General features: G+C 43.9%; 19 protein-coding genes and 1 pseudogene. 5 read left to right on the top strand and 15 right to left on the bottom strand.

From position 1 onward, the window contains the following. Nucleotides 1-250: 250 nt before the first annotated feature. Entirely contained in the window at nt 251-1,180 is a 930-nt protein-coding gene (locus L3V25_RS14495; RefSeq protein WP_237296195.1) for a DUF4382 domain-containing protein, read from the top strand. A 151-nt stretch (nt 1,181-1,331) separates the two neighbouring features. Here the strand turns inward: L3V25_RS14495 and L3V25_RS14490 are convergent, their stop codons facing one another. The 3 genes and pseudogenes from L3V25_RS14490 to L3V25_RS14480 form a co-directional block, all read right to left on the bottom strand. Beyond that, nucleotides 1,332-1,724, bottom strand: coding sequence for a hypothetical protein (locus L3V25_RS14490; RefSeq protein WP_237296194.1), 393 nt, complete (start codon nt 1,722-1,724; stop codon nt 1,332-1,334). A 75-nt stretch (nt 1,725-1,799) separates the two neighbouring features. Then, nucleotides 1,800-3,299 carry a glycerol kinase GlpK gene (glpK, locus tag L3V25_RS14485; protein ID WP_237296193.1) on the bottom strand — a complete coding sequence of 500 codons (1,500 nt, stop codon included), beginning with the start codon at nt 3,297-3,299 and terminating at the stop codon, nt 1,800-1,802. Between the two features lie 104 nt (nt 3,300-3,403). Further along, nucleotides 3,404-4,186 (bottom strand): annotated as a pseudogene (locus L3V25_RS14480) (MIP/aquaporin family protein); the annotation flags it as partial. A 404-nt stretch (nt 4,187-4,590) separates the two neighbouring features. Here L3V25_RS14480 and glpD point away from each other — a divergent pair. Together glpD and L3V25_RS14470 are read left to right on the top strand one after the other, a co-directional pair. Further along, nucleotides 4,591-6,150, top strand: coding sequence for a glycerol-3-phosphate dehydrogenase (gene glpD / locus L3V25_RS14475; RefSeq protein ID WP_237296191.1), 1,560 nt, complete (start codon nt 4,591-4,593; stop codon nt 6,148-6,150). Between the two features lie 116 nt (nt 6,151-6,266). Then, nucleotides 6,267-7,034: a DeoR/GlpR family transcriptional regulator gene (locus tag L3V25_RS14470; RefSeq protein ID WP_237296190.1), complete on the top strand. Its 768-nt coding sequence runs from the start codon at nt 6,267-6,269 to the stop codon at nt 7,032-7,034. Nucleotides 7,035-7,157: 123 nt separating this feature from the next. On the opposite strand, the gene bioH is transcribed toward L3V25_RS14470, so the two are convergent. After that, nucleotides 7,158-7,922, bottom strand: a complete 765-nt coding sequence (bioH, locus tag L3V25_RS14465; protein WP_237296189.1) for a pimeloyl-ACP methyl ester esterase BioH — start codon at nt 7,920-7,922, stop codon at nt 7,158-7,160. Nucleotides 7,923-7,968: 46 nt separating this feature from the next. Here bioH and L3V25_RS14460 point away from each other — a divergent pair, with 46 nt between their 5' ends. Both L3V25_RS14460 and nfuA read left to right on the top strand, forming a co-directional pair. Continuing rightward, nucleotides 7,969-8,742, top strand: coding sequence for a ComF family protein (locus L3V25_RS14460; RefSeq protein ID WP_237296188.1), 774 nt, complete (start codon nt 7,969-7,971; stop codon nt 8,740-8,742). A gap of 115 nt (nt 8,743-8,857) precedes the next feature. Continuing rightward, the gene (nfuA, locus tag L3V25_RS14455; protein ID WP_192999775.1) at nt 8,858-9,445 is read left to right on the top strand and encodes a Fe-S biogenesis protein NfuA; all 588 of its coding nucleotides are present in this window, start codon (nt 8,858-8,860) and stop codon (nt 9,443-9,445) included. 134 nt (nt 9,446-9,579) lie between these two features. Here the strand turns inward: nfuA and cysQ are convergent, their stop codons facing one another. From cysQ to gspF, 11 genes are all read right to left on the bottom strand, one after another. Further along, nucleotides 9,580-10,407, bottom strand: coding sequence for a 3'(2'),5'-bisphosphate nucleotidase CysQ (gene cysQ, locus L3V25_RS14450; protein ID WP_237296187.1), 828 nt, complete (start codon nt 10,405-10,407; stop codon nt 9,580-9,582). Between the two features lie 2 nt (nt 10,408-10,409). Then, nucleotides 10,410-10,976, bottom strand: a complete 567-nt coding sequence (gene nudE, locus L3V25_RS14445) for an ADP compounds hydrolase NudE (RefSeq protein WP_237296186.1) — start codon at nt 10,974-10,976, stop codon at nt 10,410-10,412. A 35-nt stretch (nt 10,977-11,011) separates the two neighbouring features. Next, nucleotides 11,012-11,761 carry a type II secretion system protein N gene (locus L3V25_RS14440; RefSeq protein WP_237296234.1) on the bottom strand — a complete coding sequence of 250 codons (750 nt, stop codon included), beginning with the start codon at nt 11,759-11,761 and terminating at the stop codon, nt 11,012-11,014. 45 nt (nt 11,762-11,806) lie between these two features. Beyond that, nucleotides 11,807-12,316, bottom strand: a complete 510-nt coding sequence (locus L3V25_RS14435) for a type II secretion system protein M (protein WP_237296185.1) — start codon at nt 12,314-12,316, stop codon at nt 11,807-11,809. Continuing rightward, complete coding sequence (gene gspL / locus L3V25_RS14430) at nt 12,313-13,701, bottom strand: type II secretion system protein GspL (protein WP_237296184.1); 1,389 nt, start codon at nt 13,699-13,701, stop codon at nt 12,313-12,315. Before gspL ends, L3V25_RS14435 begins: the two co-directional genes overlap by 4 nt. Further along, nucleotides 13,667-14,740, bottom strand: coding sequence for a type II secretion system minor pseudopilin GspK (gene gspK / locus L3V25_RS14425; RefSeq protein WP_237296183.1), 1,074 nt, complete (start codon nt 14,738-14,740; stop codon nt 13,667-13,669). The genes gspL and gspK overlap by 35 nt, the downstream gene beginning before the upstream one ends. Then, a complete protein-coding gene (gspJ, locus tag L3V25_RS14420; protein ID WP_237296182.1) occupies nt 14,740-15,435 on the bottom strand; it encodes a type II secretion system minor pseudopilin GspJ in 696 nt (231 codons plus the stop codon). The genes gspK and gspJ overlap by 1 nt, the downstream gene beginning before the upstream one ends. Then, the gene (gene gspI, locus L3V25_RS14415) at nt 15,422-15,787 is read right to left on the bottom strand and encodes a type II secretion system minor pseudopilin GspI (RefSeq protein WP_237296181.1); all 366 of its coding nucleotides are present in this window, start codon (nt 15,785-15,787) and stop codon (nt 15,422-15,424) included. Before gspI ends, gspJ begins: the two co-directional genes overlap by 14 nt. Continuing rightward, nucleotides 15,774-16,364: a type II secretion system minor pseudopilin GspH gene (gene gspH, locus L3V25_RS14410; protein ID WP_237296180.1), complete on the bottom strand. Its 591-nt coding sequence runs from the start codon at nt 16,362-16,364 to the stop codon at nt 15,774-15,776. Before gspH ends, gspI begins: the two co-directional genes overlap by 14 nt. Nucleotides 16,365-16,523: 159 nt before the next feature. Continuing rightward, nucleotides 16,524-16,985: a type II secretion system major pseudopilin GspG gene (gene gspG / locus L3V25_RS14405; protein WP_027698025.1), complete on the bottom strand. Its 462-nt coding sequence runs from the start codon at nt 16,983-16,985 to the stop codon at nt 16,524-16,526. 212 nt (nt 16,986-17,197) lie between these two features. Next, complete coding sequence (gspF, locus tag L3V25_RS14400) at nt 17,198-18,418, bottom strand: type II secretion system inner membrane protein GspF (protein ID WP_237296179.1); 1,221 nt, start codon at nt 18,416-18,418, stop codon at nt 17,198-17,200. Nucleotides 18,419-18,421: the final 3 nt, after the last annotated feature.

Here is an 18,421-nt window from a genome sequence, read left to right as displayed (position 1 = left end):
TTTTGCACACAATCTGAAATTAGGTACTCGTGACTTTTTGCTGGGCTTTACGTGAGCGCTTCGCTTAGAGTCGCAAGGAAGAGCAAAAGGCTCGGCTGCTTTTGCTTTTCACGCAACACGCCACTATCAACGAAAACACAGTCATAGCGCTGTCAATAAATGTCAGCTTTTGAATTGCCCCATTAACAATTGAGCAACCTATCACTAAACTCATCCTTACAATATAAAAATATCTTATAGGGATGTAATCATGAAATATTTAACAGCAGTGCTCGCAACATCAGCCTTAATCCTTACTGGCTGCGGATCCGACTCCGACTCATCTGATAGCGAAAAAACCGCTAACGTCTCCTTTGCTGTATCTGATGCACCAGTCGATGAAGCTCAATCCGTCACTATCGCTTTTACTCAAATTGAACTTATTCACCAAAATGGTGAACGCACCCTCTTAGATGTTGAGCCAGATTCAGCTGGCGTCGATTATCACCAACTCGATTTATTAGACTACCAAGGTTCTGATTCAAAATTCATCGTGACTGAACAACCCATTCCGGTAGGTGAATATAAAAACTTAATTCTGCACATCAGTGATGAATCTAACGTGAACTTTGTGGATGATGCTCAAGGAACACAACCTCTAAAACAACCAAGTAATAAATTGCAATTAGGTAGCTTTACGGTAAGTGAAGATGCCACCCAAGCTTTCACTATTGAGTTTGATCTACGTAAATCTTTAGTGATGCGCGGCAATGCAAATAACAATAATGGCTATATTCTCAAGCCACATGGTGTCACCATTATTGATAATGAAAGTGCAGCAACACTAAAAGTGACTGCACCAGTATGTACATTAGGTGACAAGAACTTTGTTTATTTGTACGAAGGTAAAGGTTTAGATCAAGGTAAACTTGGCGATCTCTATGATCAAGAAGATGAAGAGTTCAACAGCACCGTTCCTGAGGGAACCATTGCACCGTACGCTACAGCTGAAGCTAATATTTCTGGCGAATATGAATTGGGATTTTTACCGGCTGGAGACTACACCATTGCCCTTTACTGTAATGGCTCAGATGATGACTCAATCCAATATGATGGTTTGACTATTCCACTACCAGCTGGGGAAGTTCAAGAAACAACCTTGATGAGTGGTGAAACAACGACGGTTGATTTTGCCATTTAATATTTATTAACCTTTAACACCAAAAAGGCGGACCGTAGTCCGCCTTTCTTATGATTGCTAATATCTCTAAGCGATTAGACCAGCATCGACATTGCTAGCTTAGGAATATTAAAAATTAACACTAACTAATAGTAGCGCTCTAGATTCAATATTATTTTATCAATAATGGTGACTGCTCAAGCTTCTTAGTGTCTGCATTTTCACACCCCGGGCGAGACTTATCTAAAAGCAAGTTACCCTCAACCTCTAAACCAAACTCACCAAAAATAAAAGCGTGATTCAATTGAGTGATCACAACATCAGATAATGCAATGGCACACTTATCACTTTCAATCGCTTTATCAATGGCATTTTTCATATTAGGAGTGCCTAAAGGAATAATAAACACAGGGTACATGTCTTGCGCTTTCACTCTTTGCCCTGTGACTAATTGCCCCGAATTAAGATCAACATTTTTTGTACTTGCCAATGTCATATCAGTAAAACGGGCACTACAACCAGACAGAACCACTAATCCCAAGCCAATCAATAAAAGCTTTTTCATATAATACAACCCATTAAAATAATGTCAGTTTAAGTTCAATGGGCCGTATTATACATCATTGGTGCTATGAAGTGCTTACTCCTGCACCCAGCCTTTCGCACATTCAACTGCTCGCTTCCAGCCATCATGACGACGTTGACGTTTGCCATCATCAGCACATGGTTGGAATGAACGATCGAGCACGGATTTGTGTTTCAACTCATCAATGCTGCCCCAGAATCCAACCGCTAAGCCGGCAAGATAGGCTGCGCCTAATGCGGTCACTTCGGTGACTACTGGGCGCTGTACTTCGGTATTTAACACATCCGATTGGAACTGCATTAGGAAGTTATTGGCAACCGCGCCGCCATCAACTTTAAGGAAATCCAGTTTGATGCCTGAATCAGCCTGCATAGCAGAAATCACATCTAATGATTGGTAAGCAATACTTTCTAAAGTCGCTCGGATGATGTGATTACGGTTTACACCGCGAGTTAAGCCGACAATCGCGCCACGCGCATACGGGTCCCAGTGTGGTGCACCTAGTCCAGTAAATGCTGGCACCACATAAGCGCCATTAGAGGTTTCTACTTTCGTGGCGAAATATTCGGTATCCGCAGCATCAGTAATTAAACGTAATTCATCACGCAGCCATTGAATTGATGCGCCGCCCATAAATACTGCGCCTTCCAATGCGTAGCTCACTTCGCCTTTAGGGCCACAAGCTAGCGTAGTCAGAAGCCCATTTTGAGAAGTCACTTTCTTCTCACCGGTATTCATTAATAAGAAGCAACCTGTACCGTAGGTGTTTTTGGCTTGGCCCGCTTCCACACACATTTGACCAAATAACGCCGCTTGCTGATCCCCAGCAATCCCGGCGATTGGAATACGAGTACCGCCTTTACCACCAATGTTGGTTTGTGCGTAAACTTCTGAAGAAGACTTCACTTCCGGCATCATGGATTTCGGAATGCCCATCGCATCAAGTAGCTTGTCATCCCACTCAAGTGTATTGATGTTAAATAACATAGTACGACTTGCGTTGGTTGGATCAGTCACGTGTGTGCGACCTTGAGTCATGTTCCAAATTAACCATGAATCGACGGTACCGAAAGCAAGTTCACCGTTTTCAGCTTGCTGGCGAGCGCCTTCTACATTATCAAGAATCCATTTTACTTTGGTGCCAGAGAAATATGGGTCAACCACTAGGCCAGTATTTTCTAGAATGTACTCTTCAAGACCGGCTTTTTTTAGCTCTTCACAAATGCTCGCAGTACGGCGACATTGCCACACAATCGCGTTATAAATAGGTTTACCAGTAGTGCGGTTCCACACAATCGTGGTTTCACGTTGGTTAGTAATACCAATGCCGGCGATTTCATCTGAATGCAAACCACCTTTGGCTAACGCTTCAACTAAGGTTGAACTTTGCGATGCCCAAATTTCTAAAGGATCATGCTCTACCCAGCCAGCTTGCGGATAAATTTGAGTAAATTCACGTTGCGCACTACACACAATATTGGCATCACGATCGAGTACGACAGCGCGAGAACTAGTGGTGCCTTGATCTAAAGCGACGATGTATTTCTTTTCCATAATATTTTCCTACTTTATTCGTTTTATTATTGTGCTAATTAAACATTCGTTAGTACTTGAGGTGACTGTTCAGCGGGATCATTAACCTCTTGTGGATCATTATTCAGGTAGAAACCAATCACTTTTGGATACAACCAACCACCAAAGGAAGCGCCACAAATCGGAGCAAGGATCGGCACAATAAAGTACGGAATATCTTTACCACCGGTTAACGCCATATCGCCCCAGCCTGCTAAATAAGCGAAAAACTTCGGCCCAAAATCACGTGCAGGGTTCATCGCAAAGCCAGTTAACGGCCCGAGTGAACCACCTATTACCGCAATCAACAAACCAACTAATAGCGGAGTCACTGCGCCATTCGGAGCACCATTGCGATCATCCCCTAACGCTAAAATCACAAACATCAGCACCGCGGTGATCACAAACTCAACCGCAAACGCGCCACCAAAAGTTAATGCTGGATTTGGATAGGTTGAGAATATGCCCGCTAACGCCAAGCTTTCTTGCGAGCCTCGAACCATGTTGTTGGCAAGTTCATATTCGCTAAATAAGTTGCTGTATAAGGCATAGACCAAAGCGGCAGAACTAAAAGCGCCTAAAAGTTGCGAGCCAATATAAGGCAGCACTTTTCGTTTATCGAAACCATGAAATAAGGTTAAAGCAATTGTAACGGCTGGATTTAGATGCGCCCCTGACACGCCTCCTGCGCAATAGATAGCCATGGCTACCCCGACGCCCCAGATTATACTGATTTCCCATTGGCCAAAGCTTGCCCCAGTTAACACTAAAGCAGCAACACACCCGACTCCGAAAAATATCAGTAGGCCAGTACCGATAAATTCCGACAAACATTCCCCGAGCAATTGTTTTTTATTATTTGTAGACATACTGACGACCCATTCTTATTTTTTAGTAGTGTTAGAGCCAATTGACCCTAGTTATTGGAAGAATTCGCTGCTAAACCTACAATATGTTTCATTTATGTAAACAAACAATCACCATAAATGTGCGTACGCTCATACTTTTAATTATTCGAACACAAACGAACGGCGATAGATTTCAAAAATCAATAATGAAAATCAACAACATATCAATAACAAATAATAAAAAGTAAAGAAATCGCCTACGATAAATCATACAAAATCAATAAAATACAAACAGATAAGCCAAGCAACACCTAGGGTTACTGCAAAAAATCTAAAAATAGCTCTGGACAGAAATTTTATTTTCGGTAGATTAAACACAAATGCTCGAACGAACATTTAATCGCTAAATTCGAACAGAGGTTAAGATGAACAAGCCAGAAAATGTAAATACAGTGTTAGATATCATTGTTGTCGGTGGTGGGATCAACGGCGCAGGAATCGCTGCTGATGCGGCAGGTAGAAACTTAAAAGTCGGTCTTTATGAGTCGAGTGACTTTGCTTCTGCTACTTCATCTGCCAGTTCGAAATTAATCCATGGCGGCTTACGCTACCTAGAGCATTATGAGTTTCGTTTGGTATCTGAATCACTTGCAGAACGTGAAGTATTACTGAAAAAAGCACCACATATCGCCAAGCCGATGCGTTTCCGTTTGCCACATCGCCCATTTTTACGCCCAGCTTGGATGATTCGTGCGGGTCTATTTCTCTACGATCACCTAGGTAAACGCACAACCTTAAAAGGTAGTCATGGCGTTGATTTTCGCTCGACCAATGTTTTAAAAGAAGAAATGGTTAAAGGCTTTGAGTACTCAGATTGCTGGGTTGATGATGCGCGTTTAGTGCTACTCAACATTCAACAAGCCGAGCAACATGGTGCAGAAATTAAGAACTATTGCCATGTCGAAAAAGCCGAGCGAGTAGGCGATTTATGGCATGTCACCTTGCTGAATAAGCGAACTAACACTCGTTTTACGCGTCAATCTCACGCCTTGGTGAATGCCACAGGCCCTTGGGTTCGAAGCTTCATTACCGATAATATGGATGCTCAATCGCCTTACGGAATTCGCTTGATCAAAGGATCACACATTATCGTGCCGAAGATCCACAATGAACCTCAAGCCTACATTCTGCAAAACGATGATCAGCGCATTGTGTTTGTAATCCCTTACCTTGAAGACTACTCATTAATTGGCACTACCGATGTCGAATATAAAGGCGATCCACGCCAAGTGGCGATTGATGAGCAAGAAATTAACTACTTAATCGATGTGGTCAATAAACACTTTATTCATCAAATATCGCCAGAGGATGTGGTTTCTACTTACAGCGGCGTTCGTCCATTATGCGATGATGAATCGGATTCACCGCAAGCCATCACTCGTGATTACACCTTGTCTCTTGAACAAGAAGGTGAAGAAGCGCCACTACTGTCAATTTTTGGCGGCAAGCTAACCACTTATCGCAAACTGGCAGAATCAGCGATGAAACAACTGTCTCCTTTCTTCCCACAAATGGGCGATAGCTGGACAGCAGAGTCGGTGTTACCAGGCGGTCAAGGTTATGATGAGAACTTGCTTACCATGAAACTGCGTCAGCAATGCCCTTGGATGAAGGATAAAACACTACGCCGCTACTGCCATCAATATGGTGTGCAAGCCCGAGAAATGCTGAAAGGTATTACGTCGGAATCGGAAATGGGGCAACACTTTGGCCAAGGGGTTTACCAATGTGAAGTTGATTATTTACTTGAGCATGAATATGCCTATACCGCTGAAGATATTTTATGGCGTCGAACTAAGTTGGGTGTGGTGCTATCTCAAGTTGAGCAAGCGTTAGTCAATGACTACATTGAACAAAAAACTCAACCGCATACGTCTCATGAAACGCATGACAAAAAGCTCGATTGCGCACAAAAGGTGGGATAATTATAACATTTTGAACATTACTTGAGTGTATTCAAGCGGATAAATTGCCTTTCATTGCGCGAATCACGTAAACTAGTTTTTCATATCTTAATGACAAGAGTTAAAGGAAAAGCAGCGTGAAAGCGAGTGAAAGGCATAAAAAAATCATCGAACTAGTTAAAGCTCAAGGCTATGTCAGTACTGATGATTTAGTAGAAATGTTTGATGTTAGCCCTCAAACCATTCGCCGCGATCTGAATGAATTAGCGGATGCCAACAAAATTCGTCGTAATCATGGCGGCGCGACCATGACCAACAGCGCGGAAAACTCACCTTATAGTGATCGTAAAGTGATGAATCAAAATGAAAAAAACAACATCGCTCGCGCACTAGTCAAACACATCCCTGATGGCTCTACTCTATTCATCGATATTGGCACCACGCCAGAAGCCGTCGCGAAAGCCTTACTTGAAAGCCACCAGCAGCTACGCATCGTCACCAATAATATTAATGCCGCAATTATTTTGATGAGCAAGCCAGACTTCAAAGTCATCTTAGCCGGTGGGGAAGTACGCAATAAAGATGGCGGTGTAACTGGTGAAGCCACGCTGGATTTCATTTCTCAATTTCGCCTAGATTTCGGTATTCTAGGTATTAGTGGCGTCGACTTTGATGGTTCACTACTCGATTTTGACTACCACGAAGTGCGAGTAAAGCGCGCGATTATCGAAAACAGCCGCGCGGTATTCCTGCCAATCGATCATTCTAAATTTGGCCGTAATGCAATGGTGAATTTAGGTAAAATTGAAGATATCGATTTGATCGTCACCAACCAAAATCCACCAAAAGAAATTACGTCTTTGATTAAAGATTTAGATATTAAGATTGAGGTTTTAAGAGGGTGATAAAGTTTGAGGTTGCTGATTTCTAGTCCCTAGTTTCTAGGAAAAAGCATTCGAATCTCGTTTCTTTTTCAAGTCACGAGAAGCGGAGCGCCCTAGCCACGAGCAACGAAACTCTTTTACGCTCTATGCGCAAACAAACTCCACCACCTTCTCACAAAACAACTCATGTTCAGTCATAAATGGCGCATGAGACGACGACTGAAAAATATAACAGTCACTATTCGGTGCGTATTCAGTCACTAAATCCGCTACTTTCTTGGGTACGAGTCCATCTAGGCGACCATATAAGCGCAACATTGGCACTTGAATATCCGATAGTGCGGGACGTAAATCGACACTCGCCAAAATATCTAACCCAATAGCCAGTGCTTCAGGGCTGGGCATTGGACGTGAAAATACCTGTTTTTTAATCGCTTTAACATCTTGTCTTGCCGATGGACTACCTAAAGCTTGCAAGGTCATAAAGCCTTCGATGGTCAGCTTAAAGTTATTGGTCAGTTGTTCGGTAAAATCAGTCAGCACTTTCGGCATAATACCGCGCCAACCTTTTTCGGCGGCAAACTTAGGTGAACTAGCCAGCGTGATCAATTTATCGACTCGCTCAGGATGCTTTAGTGCGATATTGGTTGCGACCAAACCACCAAGAGACCAACCAAGGTAGACTGCGGTTTTCGGCGCTTGAGCTAATACTTGGCGGCAAATATCATCAAGATCGTCAGCGCTTGCTTGATGGCTTAATCCATAACCGGGTAAATCAACGCTATGCACACGAAATTGTACCGATAACGCATCTATCGTTTGTTGCCATACCGCGCCATTCATTCCCCATCCATGAATAAGAACGATATCTTGTCCTTCACCTTGCGATTGCCAATGCAGTTGTGTCATTGCCTTTTCCTACTAATTTCATACCTAGTCGATAGTGTTCTGGTTGATGATGACATCATTGATTCACTTTTTCATTTTTAACTTAAATAAAATGACGCCAATGAAATTACTCAAACGCATAAAACGCGGATTACCTCGCCAATGTCATTTATGTCGCTTAACCATCACACCACAAGATGCACATCCATTACATAACCTGTGGTGCCAACATTGTGTTGAACGTTTTATCGATACCACTCCTCGCTGTCAACGTTGCGGCCTGAAAACCGTTACTCGGGTACAACAATGTGGTCAATGCTTGGCGCAACCGCCCAAATGGGATCGCTTATATTGCATTAACGATTATCAAGCGCCATTAAAAGCTTACATTCAAAAGTTAAAATATCGTCGTCAATTCTGGTTAGCCAGCGATCTTGCCTTGTTACTTGCGCCTATGATCACCGAACCTTGTCATGAATTAATTCCCGTACCACTACATTGGCGCCGGCAGTGGTCACGAGGGTTTAATCAAAGCGCTGAAATAGCACAACAACTCGCCAACCATTGGCAAAGCGATCAGCTCAATTGCCAAGTAAACCATGGAGTTTTTCGTCGAATTAAAGCCACGCCACAGCAAAAAGGTCTGACGAAAATCGAACGGCGGCGTAATACCAAACGCGCTTTTCAACTAAGGAATAAGCCTCTCACTCAACATGTAGCACTAGTTGATGATGTGGTCACAACAGGAAGTACTTTAGAACCGTTATGTGCATTACTGAGAAAAGCAGGCGTGAAGCGGATTGATGTGTATTGTTTATCTCGAACACCCACACCGAATTAATTAAGCTTTCTCTAGCCAGATCAAGTTTGTTGAAATTATCGGTAAATAGGTTTGATCCATACGGTAAGAGGAGTAAAATAACCGAAAAGCCCACTAAAATAGTCAGGTATTAGTCGTGTCAGATACAATTACTATTACAGAGAATGCTCAAGAGCATTTTGCAAAACTACTAGAACAACAAACGAACGAAACTCATATTCGAGTTTTTGTCGTAAACCCTGGTACACCTAACGCAGAGTGTGGCGTATCTTACTGTCCACCTGAGTCGGTTGAAGCATCGGATACTATCTTTGAATTCAAAGGCTTCAACGCTTACGTTGACGAACTGAGCCTACCATTTTTAGAAGAAGCAGAGATTGACTTTGTAACTGATAAAATGGGTTCACAGTTAACGCTAAAAGCACCAAACGCGAAAATGCGCAAACTGGATGACGATGCCCCACTGATGGCTCGCGTTGAGTATGCTATTCAAACTCAAGTGAACCCACAACTGGCAAGCCACGGCGGCCATGTTAGCCTAATCAGCATTTCTGATGATGGTGTTGCACTAGTTCAATTTGGTGGTGGTTGTAACGGCTGTTCAATGGTAGATGTCACGCTAAAAGAAGGCATCGAGAAGCAATTAGTCGATCAATTCGCTGGTGAGTTAACAGCAGTACGAGATTCAACAGAACACCAAGCGGGTGATCATTCGTATATGTAAGACGAATATCGTTTCTAGGGCGCTTTGCTTCTCGTAACTCGAAGCAAAGCGCTCTCGGATCTCGCAACTAAGCTTTTATCTTTTCCGAAACACGAGCAACGAAGTGCCCGATAAACGAGCCACGTCTTTGTTTTTTATCCTTGCTTCAATATCTCATCCCAACCAATACTCTCATCCCCCAACACTATAAAGTTCGGATTTTCTAAAGTATCCCGTTCGTTGTATGACAACGGCTCTAAGCGAGTACTGAGAATTCTGCCACCGGCTTCTTCAACGATACATTGGGTTGCTGCGGTATCCCACTCGCCGGTTGGTCCTAAGCGGATATAACAATCTACTGCCCCTTCTGCCACCAAGCATGCTTTTAATGCGGCGGAGCCTAATGGCACTAATTCATAGTTACGTGCTGGAGAAAGCTTTTCAGTAATACGGTTGATGTTTTGACGACGGCTGATCGCAATAGCTATCGGCTGATCGGGTTGTTCGTGCTTTAAGGTATGAATACGTAGGCTGTCATCCATTTCAGGGATCTTCCACGCGCCTTTACCTTGGTAGGCAAAATAAGTTACACCTGAAACGGGTGCATACACTACGCCCATCACTGGCTGATTATTTTCAATCAGAGCAATCACAGTCGCGAAATCGCCACTTCGAGCAATAAACTCTTGAGTACCATCAAGCGGGTCAACCAACCAATAACGATCCCATTGTGAACGCTTTTTAAGGCTAATATCGGCATCTTCTTCAGAAAGAATCGGGATGTTTGGCGTCAGTTCAGCCAGCTGTTGCATAATGATTTTATGGGCCGCTAAATCCGCAGTCGTGACTGGCGTGTCATCAGCCTTAGTGAATTCTTGATAGTCTTTATTTTGATAAATTTCTAAAATTCGCTGACCGGCTTCACGAGCAATGCTGATCACTTGAGGAATAAGATGAGAGAGATCGCTTTGCGTTGCCGCCATGATTAGCCTTCCTTATTTTTATCACTTGAGAGTATTCGTAGTGTCAGCATTAAAGCCGTGATGCTGCGAGCTTCGCAAAAATCCATGTGAGTCAGCAACTCTTCCGCTTGTTGCAGCGGCCAACGGATCACTTCTAACTCTTCCGGCTCATCACCTTGTAGACGTTCTGGATATAAGCCAGTGGCGAGAAATAGTGTCATTTGGCTAGAAAAATAGGATGGCGCTAAAACGACTTGTTTAAGTGGCACAAAGTTCTCTGCGCCCATGCCAATTTCTTCTTTTAATTCACGATTGGCAGCTTGCTCTGGCGTTTCTCCCGGATCGATTAACCCTTTAGGAAAGCCTAGCTCATAACGATCGGTTCCGGCGGCATATTCACGAATCAACAATAAATCACCTTGTTCGGTAACCGGTACAGTCATTACCCCACCACGGTTACTTGGCTTCATGCGTTCGTAGGTACGCTCTTCACCATTTGAGAAACGAAGCTCTAAGGATTCAATGGCAAATAAACGAGATTGTGCCACCACTGAACTTGATAAGATCTCTGGCTTTTTATGCTTTGTCACTTCATCTCTCCTTTACCGCTCTATTGGGTTAACCGCTATAGTTTTCCAGCAAAACTAAATTGGTAGCGACCTTGTGCATTCGGCTCACCTAGCCACTTTAGTTGCTCTGCCATTGATGATGGGAATTCAGCCCCCGGCTTAAACCATGCCAACGACTCATAACGAGCTTGATCATTTAAGCTTGCTTTAAACTCACTCATCACTTGCGAATTATTCTGCTTACCTAGCACTTCAATATTTTGAGCCTGACAAGTGATGTCTGCAATCACCGGTCCGGGCGTTAATTGACCAATCGGTGAGATAATGTCACTGCCCGTCCAAGCAAGACTACCTGTGGCTTCTTCACACCATGGTTGCGCATATTTTAATGAAGCCAGTGATAGCTCTAAACGACCTTTTAACTCAACTGGTACTTGGGTTGGCACATAAGCCAGTACTTGCTGTATCGGCAATGACGCTAAAACATTATTAGCATACACACCAGAAAAACCAACCCCAACAAAACCTTTTCCATCCAGTTTCATACTACTGCCACGGCCAAAGCGAATTTGATATTCCAGCTTAGCCGTCAATAGTTTACTGGCTTGAAAATCCCAAGAAAGGCTGCCGTATGATTGACGGTTCACTTCAAGTTGCTGAACTTGTCCTTGCCAAATTGTGCCACTAATTCCCGTCACTTCTACACCGCGTTGAGCAGGTAATTGAGCGTACACCCAAGATGCAGGAATATGTGCCACTAAACTTGTAATCAGCATCAAGACAAAAACCAGCAGATACCATTTCATACTTTTCACAAATCTAATCCTTTCACAAACGTATCGCTAAAACGGCTAACCACGCTGAAATTGTAAGCGGTTAACTTCAACCATACCGGCTTTATCTGAACGGTTAATGTCTAAGAACAACACTTGCAGACCATATTGATCGCGCAATTGAGCTAACCAATTAATTAAGGTGTTAAATGGCACAGGTTGAATCCACACTTGCAACATATCATCACGCGGTTGCATGCGGATAAGCTCGATATTAAAACGAGTGGCGGTCGATGACACTACCTGGTTTAACGGTTGACTACGCTGTACACCTTTAGTGCCAGTTTGCGCGCGTAAGGTGACAATATGATCAGCAGATTGAGTCACCCAGCCCAACAATTGTTTTTCATTATTTAAACGCATTTGCGCTTGTTCTGTACGGGCGCTTAGTGGTTGTAAGATCCCCCAATACAGAAAACCTGCTGCAAATAATCCGCCACAGATTAATACGAGTCGTTGTTCCCTAGCAGAAATACTGTGCCACCAGCGAAGTACTGGAGCCATAAGAGCGGTTAACTTGTCATTCATGAGCCACTCCCTTTATTTTTAATCACATAGCTGCCCTGCACTAGATCGCCATTTTTATTTAACTGACCTTGGCTAACATCAAACTGTTTAGCCAACTCTACTCGCAAGCGCTCAAAAGATTGGAAATCATCACTTTGGGCATTTAAGCGAATTTCTTGACGAGTGCCATCAAATTGCACGCTTTGTACCGTGACCGATTTAACGGTCTGTAATGCTGGCGGCAACTTGGCCATCCAACCCAGCATAGAAACACCACCGCCTCCAGAGCCCGATAAAACATTTTCTTCATCTTGCATTAAACGCTTTAAATAGCTGACGGTTGGAATACGTTGTCGATCAGGAAATACGCTACGAAAAATCCGTTCACTCTCCGATCGATAAGCTTGAGTTTGCGCTTCTATTTGTTGTACTTGCACTGTTTGTTGTACTAGTAGTAATACCAATAGAATACTCGCCGCAATCGCCACCTTACGCCACACTCGTAAATGTTTAAGCCACGATGATTGCGCTTTAAATGGCCCAGTTAATAAGTTGGCTTGTGATTCAATCGCTCCCTGCGCTAAGGTCAACATTGCCATCTCTTGCGGCGCAGAAATCCAGCGGCCCGGTAATTCGGCATGTTGTTCAGGTAGTTCGCTATAGCTATAAATAGTGAAGTGTTCACCGGTAGCATGAACATGCTCTAAAGCATCAACGCTCGACTGTGCTTCGGCAACAATTTCTTCGCTCGATAACATCGTACTGTCGGCAGCATCGCTATCTTGCGCTTCATCCTCAGACTGCTCATTATCTTGCAGCAAGCTTTCAAAACTTAACGCATCACCATCGGGATCGAGCCAGCCTGACGCTAAAAACACATCTAGCCAATCATCATCAACCGCCGCACCTTTCACATCACTTTTGCGCATTAGCCATTGGTTATTTATGTGCATTGCGCTGATGTAGTTATCTTTTAATGGCAAAGCTAGGCAATCTGGCAGCACTTTTTTCAGCTCAATGCCATGCGATTTAAACTCATCCACCCAATCAGATAAATATTGCTGCTCAACCGTGGCAACAATCGCCTGATCGCCTTGCTTTTTGATCACACTAAAATGCATGCGCTCAATATCTTGCGTCAGCTCATCTTCCATTAAAAATGGCAACATAGAGTGTAATTGACGCCCAGCACCCGATGGAATTTGAATCGGGGTAATTAACACATCACTACTTGGCAACAGCGCGATCACGCTACGTTGCATGCTGTAATCGACTAATTCACCCAGTTGCTCTCGGCTAGATAATTCACCCGAGGCAATCACTTCTTGTAAGCTTGGTGACCAAACTAACCAAGGTATTGGATCAGTTGGATTACTGCTCAGCTTGATTGTCAGAAACTCGTTCACTGATCCCTCCGAAACGACGACGTATCACTTGTGTCGTTTTTTTATCTGAACTGTAGATTAGACTACGCAGCCTAACCCTTGAATCTTCTACTTTAATTTGTGCATCTAACTCAAAATACTGGCTAGTCACCGCTAAAAATGGACTCGCTTCACTGGTAATATTGGCGGGTACTCGGGTGATTTGTGGTTCATTTAAGAAGGTTTCCACATCTTGCCAACCGTCATGCGGTCTATTTTCAATTAATTGCTGCGCGTCACTTAAGCTCAATGACGGCTGAAACATCCCAGCTAACAACAAGGCTTGCTGAGGCTTTAAGGTATTCACATTAATATACAAATCGGTACTCGGTAGCGCACAAGCCACTTGATTTAAAATCATCATCGCCGGAGCGGTCACTTGATTCACCGCTCTCAATTCACTGCTATCGGCAATTAAGCCATCTGGCGCGTCATAGCTAGGTTGAAATCCTTCATAAGTGGCACTTTCTACCCCACTTTGAGTACTCACTTGGTCATCACTATCAACATATTCTTTAATCGAATCGGCAATCACTTCCGCCTGGTAATTATCAATGCTTTCTTCTTGCAGCATATAGGCCAAGGCTTTTAATAAATAGGGGCGTTCAGACGTATTGGTTGCCGGTAATGCCGCCAGTGCATTGACATTAAAGCAAGCTTGTTTATCAATAATGCTACCGACTGCATCACCATTTTCTAGCGGGTATTGAGTACCTTCAATTGCCCATGCTTGGCTTAAGTTAATATTATCGTCACTGTCTTTATAGCTTTCTTCGATAGCGACTTGAGCCAGTGCTTCCACCCCCATGCTGTACCAGTAGGCTTGTTGGTGATTTAATAAATTACTGGCTCGATAAAACTGGGTCGACATTCTTTCTGTCATGGTGGCCGCGATTGCCACTAGCACCGCCACCAGCAATAGCACAAATATAAGCGCCACACCTTGCTGACGTTTAACGCCGCCCAATGAGCCCCGGCCATACGAAGCTCGGCTAGATACATTACGAGAAGAAACCAACATTATTGCGTGATCTCCTCATCCGAACTATTGAGTGATGAAGCCTGACCTTGCGCAGTTAAATACACCCGTCGGATCTTGGCGTAATCTTTTAATTGCAAAGTCACTTCCACCGCTTGTGGCAGTTTATCTTCCACTTGCCAAGTCTCTTGCCAGCTATTGTTCTCGCTGTCGTAAAACCGAAAACTTAATTCTTCAACATCGGCTAATAGCGATTTATGTAATGGCTCTTGCCCTTCTGGCGTATCAGGATAGCGCCACCATACTCGCTCTAATTGATTATCGACTACTCGATAGCCAACTTTAACAACCTCTCCTCGTGGAAAAGCTTGCTGAGGGTTTTGCCAACCTAGTCGAGTAAACAGAATCCCTTGTGACTGGGAATCTAATAAATATTGATCGACATACAATAAACGGTTGCCATTGGCATTGGCGCGACCTTTAAATGAACGAGCAACCATTTGGCGAAAGTCACTATCCATAATAATCATCGCTCGTTGCATTTCTTGCAGACGACCGGTTTTCTCCGCCGACAGTTGATTACTACGTTGAACCTGATTCACCACCTGGTAGGCGGCAATGCTCAAGCTGGCAAATACCATGATGGCGACCATCACCTCTATCAAGGTAAAGCCCTTGTTGAATGCTTTACGGCTTAACGCTTTCTTACGGCTTAACCCTCTTTTACGGTTTAACATAGGTTCTCACCGTCATTAGAGTACTTTTTCGCTGCGGATCTAAAGACACACTCACATCCACCGCTTTAATTAAATCTAATCCTGTTTTAACGGGGGTTGCCGTCCAGTACCATGTTTGTCCGCCAAATTCTTCTTCGCCCTTTTTAGTTGCAGTAAACGACTCGGACAAATGCACCATTGCTAATTGGTTATCCACTACCATACTGGCAAAGGTTTTTTCTTCTAAATAGCTCAGAGTGTTGATGTGTTGAGTCACTGCGCGAATCACACTAATCGCAGCAGTGGCGAATATCGCCAACGCAATCAAGACTTCCAATAAAGTCATGCCTCGAACCTGCTTACGACGACTCATCATCAGCTCCATCACTACTCATCCCCGGAGCCAATAATTGAATAACGCCAGCTTCCGTCACTTTCACCCGCCAAGTTTGCTCTGGTTTTTGATTGGGCTCTGAGGTGAAAGTTAATAAAAATGGTGTCACGTCACCACTGGATAATACGTACACTTGTGGTGGCTTTGGCTTAGCATCCGAATCTTCAAAGCGATCTTCATAGAAATCTTCTTGCTCAAAAAGGCTATCGCTATCGCCCCACGCCTCACTACCTAACTCAAAACTAAAAGTTAAATCTTCCGGCAATGTGGTTTCGGTAAAATATTTGCTGTCTTCTACCTTCTGCCACCCTTCTTCGGCTAATTGCATATAGGTATAAATCGACTTTTTGTCATCGAAACGTAAACCGTAATCTTGGCCATTGAGAATCGCATCATCACTGAGCAATTGCAGCCGTTGGAAAAAACGTGAAGCCTCTTCCTTCGCTTGGTCGTCATTACTCTGCGGCAAGGTTTGCACCACCGCTAATGCACTGAGTGACATTAACACCACCACTAACAGTACTTCGAGTAAAGTAAAACCACGCTGACGCTGCATTATGTTCCTTAAATCATGTTGCGAGTTACGAGAGCGCTTCGCTTCGTGATGCAAGTAAGAGCAAAGTCGGTTCGGATTTTACACGCAACTCGAGACTCGTTACTCGCAACAATATTGTCGGCTCCCGAGCGAAGCGTCCTCGCACCTCGACTATCTCTGTTACTGAAAATCTTGAATATTCCAGTTACCAATATCTTTCTGTGAACCGTCATCGCCACCTTCTTGACCATCTGAACCTAAAGTAAAGATATCAACCGTGCCGTGATCGCCTGGACTTAAATATTGGTAATCGCCACCCCATGGATCACTAGGTAGACGCTTAATGTAGCCGCCGTCACGGTAGTTACGTGGCTCTGGGCTACCGGTTGGTTTGCTCACTAATGCATCCAAACCTTGGTCTGTGGTTGGGTAAACGCTGTTATCTAGCTTGTACATATCTAGCGCGTTTTCTAGCGCCACAATATCCGTCACCGCTTTTTGTTGATCGGCTTTTTCTTTGTTACCCAAAAGGTTAGGTACAACGAAGCTAGCTAGAATCCCCAAAATAACTACTACCACCATGACTTCAAGCAAGGTGAAGCCGGATTGTTTTTTAGTCGATAGATTTAATTTTTTACTCATTGTGACTCCTAAAAAAATATCAATTTTATTTTTGGTATCTTATGTTTCGTATCTCGTTTCTCGGGCGCTGCGCTGCTCGTGGCTCGAAAAAGATAAAAGCAAAAGCATTCATTGGCCCGAATAAGCGAAGCGACCTAGCAGCGAAGCGACCTAGCAGCGAAGCGACCTAGCAGCGAAGCGACCTAGCAGCGAAGCGACCTAGCAACGTTCCTCTACTGCGTCACCAAATTATTCAATTCCAATATCGGCATTAAGGTTGCGGTAACGATAAACAGCACAATACCTGCCATTGCTACAATCAATAATGGCTCAAAAACACCTAATGCCATATTAACCAAAGATTCAAAGTCTCGGTCTTGGTTGTCGGCGGCGCGAATCAACATAGGCTCAAGCTCGCCACTTTGTTCACCACTGGCGATCATGTGTAGCATCATCGGTGGGAATAAGCGGGTATGCTCAAGCGATTTGCGTAAACTGGTACCTTCACGAACTTTATCGGCAGCATCTAAAATCTGCGCTTTAAAATATTGGTTGCTCATTACATCTGCCGCGACTCGCATCCCATCCAATAGTGGAATGGCGCTGGATGAGCAAATTGCTAAGGTTCGAGCAAAACGGGAAGTGTTCAGTCCTTTAGCAACTTTACCGATCACTGGCAGTGCCAAGACTCGTTTATCCCACTTCATACGAAAATCAGGTTTCTTTAACGCGACTTTTAAGCCGACGATCATCAAGACAATCAAGCCAAGGACTAATAATCCCCAATGTTGCACAAAATTACTGGCGACCAATAAAAACTCGGTCGACATCGGCAAGCCTTGCCCCATTTGTACAAATTGATCGACGATTTTCGGTACTACTGCAGCAAGTAAGAATGCCACTACGCTGATGGCAATTAACGTCAGCATAGTTGGGTAGATAAGAGCTTGCTGTAGTTTAGAACGCATCTTTTGTCGGTTTTCAGCGTAATCGGCTAGGCGGTCGAGAATCGCATCCAGATGACCAGACTTTTCACCTGCTGCTACCATGGCGCAAAAGAGATCATCAAAGACTGCCGGGTACTCAGCCATGCTGTCCGATAAGGTATAACCTTCGACGACTCGCGAGCGAATACTGACTAGCATATTTCGAATATGTGGCTTTTCTGATTGGTCAGCTACCGCGCGAATACATTCTTCTAGCGGCATGCCAGCTTGTACTAGGGTAGATAATTGACGTGTGACTAGGGCTAATTCATTGGTACTGATACCGCGTTGGAAGCTAAAACCGCTCGATTTAGTTCGTTGTGACTTGGCTTTGGTTTCCACCACTTCAGTGGGCATTAAGCCTTTTTCTTTAAGGCGCTGACGTACTTGGCGGGCATTATCGCCTTCCAGTACACCTTTCTTTTGCTTACCTTTTGCATCGAGTGCTTTATATTCAAACGCCGCCATAGG

Origin of the sequence: Vibrio sp. CK2-1, assembly GCF_021726515.1 — a bacterium.
Taxonomy (GTDB): domain Bacteria; phylum Pseudomonadota; class Gammaproteobacteria; order Enterobacterales; family Vibrionaceae; genus Vibrio.
The sequence above is the reverse complement of the archived record's forward strand: the minus strand, read 5'-3'. Positions and strand labels throughout refer to the sequence as shown.